Below are 222 nucleotides of genomic sequence, written 5' to 3'. Positions count from 1 at the left end.
TAAGTGCGACGAGTAAACGAATTTCAAAATATGGGGTCTGACAGGCAATACGATTCTGATGATCTGCCTGCCGATGAAATGTGCCGTTGAACTGACCCAGCCTGAGAAGAAGACCTTGCAACAGCTGTCGCTCAAACATCCACATGAGGACTTTCGAACCCGTGGGCTGGGTCTGCTGGAGCTCGGCCGCGGCCGGCGGGTTCATGAGATCGCGCTCGAACT

At 54.1% G+C, this 222-nt stretch carries 1 protein-coding gene; it reads right to left on the bottom strand.

The annotated features are described in order from the left end of the window. On the bottom strand, positions 1-205 hold a 205-nt coding region (locus tag P0D80_RS51805), incomplete at its 3' end, for a hypothetical protein (RefSeq protein ID WP_408296855.1). Positions 206-222 lie beyond the last annotated feature (17 nt).

The sequence above is a fragment of the Paraburkholderia sp. RL17-373-BIF-A genome, assembly GCF_046030175.1.
Lineage (GTDB): Bacteria > Pseudomonadota > Gammaproteobacteria > Burkholderiales > Burkholderiaceae > Paraburkholderia.
The sequence above is the reverse complement of the archived record's forward strand: the minus strand, read 5'-3'. Positions and strand labels throughout refer to the sequence as shown.